Raw genomic sequence first — 10,369 nt, 5'->3', positions numbered from 1 at the left:
CCGGAATAAAGGCTGGCGCAATCGGCGCCCGCGCCTCCGGCTGGCCATCCCCGTTCTGAAGTTGTCGCTTGGCCACCCACTTGCGCAGCAGGTTCGCGTTCACGCCGTGTTGCAACGCCAGCCCCGCCAGCGACACGCCAGGCTGCAGACAGGCCTCGACCAGTCGCTGTTTGCTGGCCGGATCATAGCGACGCCGGCCATTGCGCAACACGCCGACCGTCTCAAGTCTCAAAGGTTCTTCTGGAGTGATCATCGATGGTGTCCACCTCGCTCATGGTGGACGCCTCATCCCATCCCCGCGCTCAACTGCATAGGTGCGTAGAAAGGAGCGCTTACGATGGAAATACCAAGCGTGCCACCAAGATCTGGGATATTTATAAGACCATCTTGGGTGAGAAATATCTTGTCTCTGCAGTCGTTCTGATTTGTCACTGGCGCAACAGGATTGTTCATCCCGGCTCAAGTGCCAAACTGCTGAGTAACCAAAAGAGGCTGTTACAGGAAAGCGAACAGGAGATTGCTGAAAAATATAAGGGCGTTAGCGTGGATTGTCTTCTCTGCCACTTTGAAGAGGCGCGACCGACCCTCAAAGATGTTTCGGTCTTAATTGCAATGACGATCAACCTTGCGAAGGAGACGGACAAGTGTCTCTCGTCAGACCTAACGAAGGAAGACTTTGACGCGTGGATGGAGTACTTCGACTTGAACAGCGCCATTAGGAAGGTCGAGGCGGAGACCAAGCCCGAAAAGCGGGCCGCTTCAATCCGAAGGGTTTTCAAATCCCGAGCACGTGTGCTGCTTGATGGATACGAACAGTTTTATGGCGAGTTGTGCCCAGCGTCGTAGAGGGCGGGCCGCGCGGTTTCGAACACCATTAACTAACATCACTCCTATTTTTACCGGGGATTGTAGGTCCTACCGCCGACTTGGGCTGGCCGCCCGTCTCGCTGGCGTACACCACAGCGTAACCAAAGGCAGCTGCAATGTTCTTTCTTTGCATCCCACGCTCCGCGCCAGAGCGGGCTAGGCGGGGCCGCCAACCCGCATGGCAGCTCTCCGCGGCTCCCTCCGCGTTATGTGCCTGCGCCTTGGTCATGATTCCTCCGGCGCCTTGCGGATTTTCTTTTCCATCATCATGATTCCCCGCACGATCTGTTCTTGCGCGGCGACATAAGCCTCGTCGTCTATATAAGCCCCTTGAGGTTCCGATACCGGTTGCCTCGCGCCGACCTGCAACATTGCGGCGATCATCGAAAGCGAGCCGGTCAGCACCGTGTCGATGATCTCGTCCGGGTGTCCTTTCGTGGCATGACCGAGTTCCGGCCCCCGGATCGCGATGCCCTTCGGGTCGATGCTCTCCTGTTCGGCGGAATCATAGACGGCAATAAACTCCTTCATTGCCGAGACCGGGTCTGCTTCTCGCCCGATCAGAAAATTCAGCACGCTGCTCGCAACTTTTGCCCAAGCGACTTGCACCCGCGCCTCAAGCTGGCGCTGGCGGCCCTCGGGCGTCGTATTGTCAACAACGATTTTAGTCACACAGTCTCCCCTTGGGTTCAAATGTCCCTAAGCCCTTTCGCGAATGTTCGCCACCGAATTTCGCGTGCCGCTGTTCGCGGCGTGCCGGAATGCCGGGAGCGCTCCGCGCAACTGTGCTCTTCCTGATGTTTTCCCTACGCGTCCTCAGACTCCGTGCCAACACCGATGCGATGTGCGATACGATTTGGACACTTGGGACCGCGCCGCTCGTTTCAGCTCGGCATGCCCGCGCAGCGAAGCCGTCAATTTTGAAGCCACTGGGCGGACTAAATTCAGCACCGTAGGTCCCCTGAGGAGGGACCCAAATCCATCGCCCCCACGAGGGTCCGATGCGGACATGTATTCGTTCCTGTGGCGCGAGCCGAGCGTGAAGGCCGCGTGTTTGCTCCTATGCACGCTCGAGGATGTTTGCGACCGACTGTGCGTACCACTGGCCGCCTCGTGCTGTCGCGATTCCGCGAGCATTCAGCGCCACCGCAATCTCCCTGAGGGACGCGCGCCCGCCTTCTGGGCTTCGCGGATAATCGGTAAACCATCTGCGCCACCAGCATGGCCTCGACGGAATCCCTTGGGCGAATGCTCTTCACCATTGAAATCATGAAGGACAGGTTGACCTCGTCGGGGCTTCCGTCGCTCACGCTGGCCCTGACCAATTGCCGGAGGATGCCCTCCATCGCTTCGCGATCGGTTGCCCCCAGCGCGTTCGCCATCAGCTGTTCGCCGAGCTCCGGATCGGGATGGTCGATGGAGAATCCGTGTGATGAGAGCCTTATCCGCGGGGCTGCGGCAGCTGTGGTGGGGTCGGTTGCGGCGATCGTCTTTGGCATGGCGAGGCTTGGGGCGGTGTTCATGTCGAGACTCCCTAGAGCGTTTTCGAGCGAAGTGGACACCGGTTCGCGTGAAGAAAACGCGTCAAAACAAGAATCCAGAGCTTCGGTTCTGATTCCATCAGAACCGAAAATGCTCTGGCACGCGCGCGGCAAGCGCGCGCGGTTCGGCCACGCGCAGGCGATCGTTCGCCGCGCGGAGCCGGTGCAATTTCAATCGTGGGTGAGGATTGCTGGACCGCAATCGCAACCGACGCGCCCGCTATTGCGGGGACCGACGGGCGTTACAGGATTGCGGGATGATGAAGGAATGCCCCTGATTTGCCCGACGTGTCAAGTTGCTGTTCGAGCGACCGCGGCCGCCTGCACCTTTGCATGGGGTTGTTTTCGATATTTTGGGAGCGCGCACCCTGGCTCGCCAGATCTCGTCAACGCGGTCGGCAATATGGTCAGACCCAGCCGCCGTCGACGATGTAGTTCTGGTTGGTGCAGGCGCCGCTGTCGTCGGCGGCGAAGAAGAGGACGACGCGGGCGATGTCATCAGGCACGAGCTTGCGCTTGAGGCATTGGCGCTCCATGAGTTCGGCCTCACCTTCGGGCGTCAACCACCGATCCTGCTGCCGCTCTGTCATGATCCATCCGGGCAGGATGGAATTGACCCGCACATTGTTCGGCCCAAGATCGCGGGCGAGCGCACGCGTCAGGCCCTGAACCGCGGATTTGGCGGTGATGTAGCAGGGCATGTTGCCCTGGCCGATCAGCCAGCTCACCGAGCCGATGTTGACGATCGCGCCGCCCCCTGCCTGGATCATGTCCGGCGCGACCGCCTGGGCACTAAAGAACTGATGCTTCAGGTTGACGGCGATCCGCTCGTCCCAGTATTCCGGCGTGACGTCCTCGATCGCGTGACGGTCGTCGCGCGCCGCGTTGTTGACCAGGATGGTGATCGGTCCGAACGCCTCGCGGACGCCGGCGACCGCGCGCCTCAGGGCGCCGATGTCGCGCAGATCGGTGTGCTCGAAGTGCACGCTGGCATGCGTCGGCAGGCTGGCCAGCAGCTGCTTTGAGGCCGTCACATCGATGTCGATGAAACCGACGCGCGCGCCTTGGCTCGCGAACTGGCGGACGATGGCCTCGCCGATGCCGGAACCGCCGCCGGTCACCAGTACAGTCCGGTCCTTGAGGCTGGGATAGATCGCGCCCTGCATTTGCATCCTCTCGATTTTGCGCCTGAAGGGCGTCGGATTGCGTTGCTGCGGTTCACACGAGGGCCGCAGCTCCCGGTATTCACTCGGTCGTCTCCATGTGGCTGTGGTCCACGACCCGCAGCGTCCGCCGCACCATGCCGTCGAGAATTGCCGCCGACTCGCTTGGACGCACATATATCGTTGTGGACTTGAGCAGCCACGGCAACACCGCCTGCTCGAGCCGCTCCTCATAGGCGCTGCGCATCATGTCAAACGCCTGCAGGCCGGGGCCTGCCAGGATGAGATGATGCGGGCGCAGCACCGATATCGTTGCGGCGACCGCCTCCGCAAGCGCGTGGCCTGCCTGCCGGAATAAGTGCTTGAGACCCGGATCGCCGCCCAGTGCTCGCTCGCGCAACAGAGCCATCTGCGCCTCCGACGGCTGCTGCGACACCGCCGGTGGCAGGTCGAGAAAGGTGCGGGCGTCGCGGTAGAGCGCATAGTCGGCGAGATAGGCTTCGACGCAGCCGCGCTGGCCGCAGCGGCATTGCGGACCGTTCGGCGCCAATTTGACATGGCCGATCTCGCTGCCGGCGCCGGCGCCCCAGCGCGCTTCACCGTCGACAACGACACCCATCCCGACGCCGTGGCCGACCATGATCGTGGCCGAGAGGCCCTGCGCCAGCGCCGGCTCCGCGGCTGCGAGGGCCAGCGCAACTGCGACAGCGTCGTTCGCCATCACGACCTCGACCTCGAATGCCTGACGGATCGGCGTCGCCAGATCGATGTCGGTGACCGACAGCGCCGGACTCCACAGATGCCGGCCGGCGTCGGCGTTCACGATGCCCTGCAGTGCAATCCCGATTCCCATCAGCCGATGGCGTGGCGTGGCCGTCGCGTCAAGCATAGCGTCGATCTGCGCGATCACGAGATCGCACAACGCGTCTGCATCGAGAGCGCGCGTCGTGAGTGCAAGTCGCGATTGCGCCAAGCCAGAGCCGCTGAAGTCCGCGATCAGTGTCTCGATCAGGTTCATGCGTAGCGAGACCGCAATGATGCGGCCAAACTCCGGGTTCAGGGTCAGCAGTACCGCCGGCCGGCCGCGGCGACGGCCATTCAGCCCGTCCGCGTCCTCTTCGTCGGTATCGTCGGGCCACGACATCGCCACTCCCGCGTCGGTCGTGGCCTCGCACAACAGTTCTTCCGCTATCAGTCGCGACGTTATGGCCGAAATGGCCGCGAAGCTCAGCCCCGTACTCCGTGCGAGCTCCACGCGCGGCAACGGCCCCTGACGTCGCAAGACTTCGACGAGGCGGCCGCGGTTCGATCCGCGGGCCACGCTTGAAGCACGTTTCGACGGCTCGGGCTGCTCATCCATGCGGACCTCTTTAATTCGGTATGTGAAATTAATCAACACAGCACAGGGGCGGCGGCTAAACCAGAAGGCTAAAAGGCTGGGTGAAGGCTGCCTGATTGTACAATGTATACTATTGTTGGGCGATGAAATGAACAATAACATCCTTGACTCGTGGTTGCGTTCCGATAATTTCTTCGCAAGATAAAGAAAATAAGGCGCAAAAAGCGCCGTGCGTGAATCCCCTCATAACGGGGTGACGACAGGGAGGTGCATATGAAGGGCTCAATGAAGTCATTGATCGTGCCGCTGCTGGCGAGCGCGGCCGCGCTCGTGATGGCCGCGGGAGTGGCGCAGGCGCAGCAGAAAAAGACCATCGCGCTGGTGACCAATGTCGCGGCCGACTTCTGGACCATCGCCGGCCGCGGGCTTGAGAAGGCGCAGAAGGAGCACCCGGAATACGATATCGAGTTGATCGTCACCAACGATGGAACCGCGGCGGGCCAGCGGCGCGAACTGGACGACCTGCTGGTGCGCGGCGTCGCCGGCATCTCTATCTCTGTAGACGATGCGCCGCACGCAACCGAACAACTCAACAAGGTTGCAGCCAAGACCGTGTTGATCACGACGGACAGCGACGCGCCGCAGAGCAATCGTCTCGCCTATATCGGCACCGACAACGTCGCGGCCGGACGGCAGGCAGGCGAGGAGATCAAGAAGGCGCTGCCGAACGGCGGCAAGATCGCGCTGTTTGTCGGAACGATGGACGCTGACAACGCTCGTGAGCGGGTGCAGGGTATCAAGCAAGCGATCGCCAGCACCAAGGTAGAGCTGGTCGACGTGTTCACCGATCAGGTGGACTTCGCCAAGGCCAAGGCGAATATGGAGAACGTGCTTGTCAAATATCCCGACATTGCGCTGTTGTCCGGGCTGTGGAGCTACGAGACGCCGCTGATCTATGACGCGGTGAAGGCGGCGGGCAAGGTCGGCAAGGTGAAGATCGTCGGCTTCGACGAGGACCAGCGCACGCTGCGGGGCATTTCCGACGGCACGATCGAATCCACGGTGGTGCAGCAGCCGTATGAGTTCGGCTATCTCTCCGCCACCAACATCATCAAAACGCTGAACGGCGACAAGTCCTGGATCCCGGCGGACAGCAAGCTGATCGTGCCGACCAAGGTGATCAGCAAGTCCAACGTAGCGGAGTTCACCGCACATCTGAAGGAACTGCTGAAGAAGTGACTTCAGTGTGTTCACCGCCCGCTGGCTGCCACAGGCCGCCGGGCGTTGTGCGGGAGGAAATGCGGAATGGCGGAAACGCTGCTGGAACTCGCCCGGATCAGCAAGACTTATCCCGGTGTCAGGGCTCTCGACGATGTCAACCTGCGCGTGTATCGCGGCGAGGTGTTGGGGTTGATCGGTGAGAACGGCGCCGGCAAATCGACGCTAATGCGCGTGCTGGGCGGCGTGATCGCGCCGAGTGAGGGCGTGATCCGCATCGGCGGCGACGACCATGCCCGGATGACAGTGAGCGAGGCAACGCGGGCCGGCATCGCCTTCGTGCATCAGGAACTGAACCTGTTCGAGAATCTCGACGTCGCGGCCAACGTATTTATAGGGCGCGAGAAGCTTACTGGCGGTCCGCTGAAGCTCGTGGACAATGCGCAGATGTGCGCCCGCGTGACGCCGCTGCTGGAGCGGCTGGGGGCCGATTTCACGCCGAACACACTGGTCGACGACCTGTCCATCGCGCAGCGTCAGATGGTGGAGATCGCCAAGGCGCTCTCGATCGACGCCCGCGTGATCATCATGGACGAGCCGACCTCCAGCCTTACAATTTCGGAGACTGAACGGCTGCTGGAGGTCATTGCCGACCTGAAGGCGCATGGCATCTCGGTGATCTATATCTCTCATCGGCTGGGCGAGGTCATGACCTGCGCTGACCGCGTCGTGGTGTTGCGCGACGGGCGCACGGTGGGGGAGCTGGCGCGGGACGAGCTGACCCATGCCGCAATGATCCGGCTGATGATCGGCCGCGACCTGAAGGCGCTGTATACGCCGCCGAAACGGCCGCCGCAGCCGGGCGGCTGCGACATCGTCGGCCTCGTGACATCAGCCTTTCCCGATCGGCAGATCAATCTTTCCGCGCGGCGCGGCGAGATCCTCGGACTGGCAGGGCTCGTGGGCGCTGGCCGCACTTCCCTGGCCCGCGCTGCCTTCGGCATTGACCCGCTGCTGGGTGGCGAGATCAGGATCGACAACGCGCCGGTTGATGTCGCCTCGCCGCGGGACGCGATCAGGCAAGGGATCTATCTGGTGCCGGAAGATCGCAAGAAATCCGGGTTGGTGCTGGAACTGCCGATCCGGGAGAACGTGACGCTCGCGAGCATGTTGAATTACGCGCGGATGTGGCTGGTCAACGGCGCGGCCGAGCGCAAGGTCGCGAAAGAACAGGCGAGGAGCCTGTCCATAAAGGCGCCGAGCATCGATATGGAGGCCGTGACGCTCTCCGGCGGCAACCAGCAAAAAGTGGTGCTGGGCAAATGGCTTTCCATGCAGCCGCGAGTGATGTTCTTCGACGAGCCGACCCGTGGCATCGATGTCGGTGCCAAGAGCGAGATCTATGCGCTGATGCGCGAGCTCGCCGACCAGGGCGTCGCCATCGTGATGATCTCCTCGGACATGGAGGAGGTCATCGGCGTCTCCGACCGGCTGGCAGTGATGCATGAAGGGAGTGTCAGCGGCGTGCTCGAGCGCGAGCAGTTCAGCGAATACAACGTGCTGCGGCTGGCGATGGGCCAAGCGCTGGAAACCATGGAAGCCGCTGCGCCATGATGAAGAAGGAACTCGGCCTGTGCCTGCTGCTCGCAGTGATCTCCGCCATCACGGGCGCGATCAATCCGGCCTTCCTGTCGTTGGTGAACTTGCTGAATATGGCCAATCTGATCGGCCTGTTCGGTGTGTTCGCGCTGGGCGAAGGGCTCGTGATCATCACCGGAGGCATCGACCTTTCGCTCGGCTCGATGTTCGCGCTGCTTGGCGTCGTATTCATCGACCTTCTGACGACTTATCAGGTTCATTGGCCCTTCGCGCTGCTGCTGGTCCTGCTGGGCGGACTGGTGCTGGGGGGCATCCAGGGCTTCCTGATCACACGGCTGAAGATGCAGCCCTTCATCGTGACGCTGTGCGGGTTGCTGATCTATCGCGGCGTTGCCCGCTACTATACGAGCGATTCGACACGCGGCTTCGGCTACGGCGACGAGGCCAGCACGCTGAGCAATATCGCCTCCGGTAATATCGCGGGCATCCCGAACACCTTCGTCTTCCTGATCATCCTCGCGCTCATCCTCGGCGTGCTGCTGCACCGCTCGGTCTACGGCCGCTGGCTCTATGCCGTGGGCAAGAACGAGGAAGCGGCGCGCTTCTCCGGTATCAGGACAGATATCGTGATCGCGACCGCCTACATCATCAGCGGCGGGCTCGCGGGCGTTTCAACCGTGTTGTTCGTGTTCTACACCAACTCGGTCTCTCCGAGTTCGTTCGGCAATTTCTACGAGCTCTATGCGATTGCGGCTGCGGTCCTGGGTGGATGCAGCCTGCGCGGCGGCGAGGGCTCTATTCTCGGCATCGTGCTGGGGACGGCGCTGCTGCAGGTGCTGCAGAACCTTGTGAATATCCTGGGCATCCCCAATTCCCTGAACTTCGCGGTGATGGGGACGGTGATTCTGCTCGGCGTGCTGGCGGATCAGCAATTGCAGAACCGCCGGCGGCGCAAGGCGGCGCTGGCCGGCGTGGCCCGCACGGCGCCGAGATCGACACTCTCGCAGGGAAAGCAGAGCGCATCGCCGCGCAGCGCGGCTGCGTTGCCAACGAGTACGGGCGATCAGGCATGACAGCGCGATAAAGGAGAACCACGACCAGGCGCTCCAGATGGCCGCTTCTTCGGCGGCCAAAATCGGCGTGTGCTGGGAAGGGAGCACGTTCCAGGCACGAGGGCTTTGGGCGGGGGCGTGACACAAAAATAGACAAAGCCCGGGGACGCTGGAGTACCAGAAAATGTTGTTGCATAGGTGTGTGAACGCCGCACGTGTGTGCGGCGTGGGGATTGCTTTGTCATTCCTGTTGAGCGGTGGAGCGCATGCGGCCGATTTTTCAACGAAAGCTCCGCCTCTTCCTTATGTCGCGGCCGATGATTTCTGGACAAGACCATACCTGTTTGGCGATCTCGGCAGGACCAGGCTGAAGGAGCAGGGCATCGACCTGGGCCTGACGTTGGGTAATGAATCCGTCGGCAATCTGTCGGGCGGAAACAGGAACACCGCGGCCAACGCCGGACAGCTATGGTTCGGGGCCAAGCTCGACATGGAGAAGCTTGTCGGCATCCCGGGGGGAACCGTCGGCGTCACGCTGGTCCAGCGCTTCGGCGACAACCTCAATAGCGAGGCAGGCATTCCGGCCTTGCAGTTGACCAACGAAGTTTTCGGCCGCGGCAATATCCTTCGCCTGACCCAACTCTATTACTCGCAGAAACTTTTCGACGATCAGCTTGAACTCAAGGGCGGCCGTCTTCCAGTCGGCTCCGACTTCTTCTTCGGTCTGTGCGAGTTCATCAACCTGACCTTCTGCGGCGGCCAGCCCGGCAACATCCAGGGCGGCTACATCTACAACTGGCCGGTGAGCCAATGGGCCGGTGTCGTCCACTACAAGTTCGCCAAGGATCTCCAATTCTCGGTCGGCGTCTACGACTCCAATCCGAATTATCTGACGACTTCAGAACCTAGCACCTACGCCTTGCCGGGCGTCCCCTCCTCAAAACCGGTCTCGGGTGTGCTGGTGCCGGTGGAACTGACCTGGAGCCCGAGCGGCGCCCTGTACGGGACCTGGAGATTGGGCGGCTGGTACGACAGTCAGTCGACGATCGATGGTGGCCTCCCGGGTATCATTGTGACCATCCCGGGCGTCGGTGGTGTCCCGGATCAAAATCTGGGAGATCAAAGAGGGCGCTACGGCGTTTATGAGTCGATCCTGCAGCGGTTGACCGTCGACGGTCCCGGCGCGCTGGGTTGGTACACCTTCCTCAATACGACCGTCGCCGATCACCGGACGTCGTACCAGGACTACCAGATCGCCTGGGGCGTCAAGCACACCGGAACGTTCGCCTCGCGGCCCGAGGACGAAGTCGGCTTCGCGGTGGGCACGACCCACGTGAATTCGGCCGCGCTCAGCCCGAATGCGGGCGGTAATGAAGTTCCGATCGAAGCCTGGTACGGGTGGCAGGCGACAGGCTGGATGAACCTCAAGTTCGATGCCCAGTATGTGATCAATCCCGGCGGCCGCGGGTATAACGGCGCCGGTGTGAAGACCAACAATGCCGTGGTTCTTGGTATGCGCACCGAGGTCCACTTCTGATGCGGCGCTGGCTTGTCATCAAGCTACTCTGACGCGAAAAGTGTGTGCATGCC

Annotated in this window: 10 protein-coding genes; 5 read left to right on the top strand and 5 right to left on the bottom strand. The window is 61.8% G+C overall.

What is annotated here, in order from left to right; all coding sequences use genetic code 11:
• Window positions 1-253, bottom strand: a 253-nt coding sequence (locus tag K288_RS0112625; RefSeq protein ID WP_043159750.1) for a transposase, incomplete at its 3' end; no start/stop codon positions are given.
• Between the two features lie 2 nt (window positions 254-255).
• On the opposite strand from K288_RS0112625, the gene K288_RS0112620 reads away from it, so the two are divergent.
• Window positions 256-846, top strand: coding sequence for a hypothetical protein (locus K288_RS0112620; protein WP_027579875.1), 591 nt, complete (start codon window positions 256-258; stop codon window positions 844-846).
• Between the two features lie 246 nt (window positions 847-1,092).
• Here the strand turns inward: K288_RS0112620 and K288_RS0112615 are convergent, their stop codons facing one another.
• From K288_RS0112615 to K288_RS0112600, 4 genes are all read right to left on the bottom strand, one after another.
• A complete protein-coding gene (locus tag K288_RS0112615; protein WP_027579874.1) occupies window positions 1,093-1,539 on the bottom strand; it encodes a hypothetical protein in 447 nt (148 codons plus the stop codon).
• Between the two features lie 388 nt (window positions 1,540-1,927).
• Window positions 1,928-2,014: a recombinase family protein gene (locus K288_RS54690; protein ID WP_244443137.1), complete on the bottom strand. Its 87-nt coding sequence runs from the start codon at window positions 2,012-2,014 to the stop codon at window positions 1,928-1,930.
• Window positions 2,015-2,815: 801 nt separating this feature from the next.
• The gene (locus K288_RS0112605; protein WP_027579873.1) at window positions 2,816-3,574 is read right to left on the bottom strand and encodes an SDR family oxidoreductase; all 759 of its coding nucleotides are present in this window, start codon (window positions 3,572-3,574) and stop codon (window positions 2,816-2,818) included.
• A gap of 79 nt (window positions 3,575-3,653) precedes the next feature.
• Window positions 3,654-4,931 (bottom strand): ROK family protein, encoded by a 1,278-nt coding sequence (locus K288_RS0112600; protein ID WP_027579872.1) that lies wholly within the window; start codon window positions 4,929-4,931, stop codon window positions 3,654-3,656.
• 252 nt (window positions 4,932-5,183) lie between these two features.
• On the opposite strand from K288_RS0112600, the gene K288_RS0112595 reads away from it, so the two are divergent.
• From K288_RS0112595 to K288_RS0112580, 4 genes are all read left to right on the top strand, one after another.
• Complete coding sequence (locus tag K288_RS0112595) at window positions 5,184-6,149, top strand: sugar-binding protein (protein ID WP_084799580.1); 966 nt, start codon at window positions 5,184-5,186, stop codon at window positions 6,147-6,149.
• Window positions 6,150-6,215: 66 nt separating this feature from the next.
• Complete coding sequence (locus K288_RS0112590; RefSeq protein WP_027579870.1) at window positions 6,216-7,742, top strand: sugar ABC transporter ATP-binding protein; 1,527 nt, start codon at window positions 6,216-6,218, stop codon at window positions 7,740-7,742.
• Window positions 7,739-8,800: an ABC transporter permease gene (locus tag K288_RS0112585; protein WP_027579869.1), complete on the top strand. Its 1,062-nt coding sequence runs from the start codon at window positions 7,739-7,741 to the stop codon at window positions 8,798-8,800. Before K288_RS0112590 ends, K288_RS0112585 begins: the two co-directional genes overlap by 4 nt.
• Before the next feature lie 166 nt (window positions 8,801-8,966).
• Window positions 8,967-10,316 (top strand): carbohydrate porin, encoded by a 1,350-nt coding sequence (locus K288_RS0112580; protein ID WP_027579868.1) that lies wholly within the window; start codon window positions 8,967-8,969, stop codon window positions 10,314-10,316.
• The last annotated feature ends 53 nt before the right edge of the window (window positions 10,317-10,369 follow it).

The organism is Bradyrhizobium sp. Ai1a-2 (genome assembly GCF_000426245.1).
Taxonomy (GTDB): Bacteria; Pseudomonadota; Alphaproteobacteria; order Rhizobiales; family Xanthobacteraceae; genus Bradyrhizobium.
This window is presented reverse-complemented; position numbering and strand designations above follow the sequence as displayed.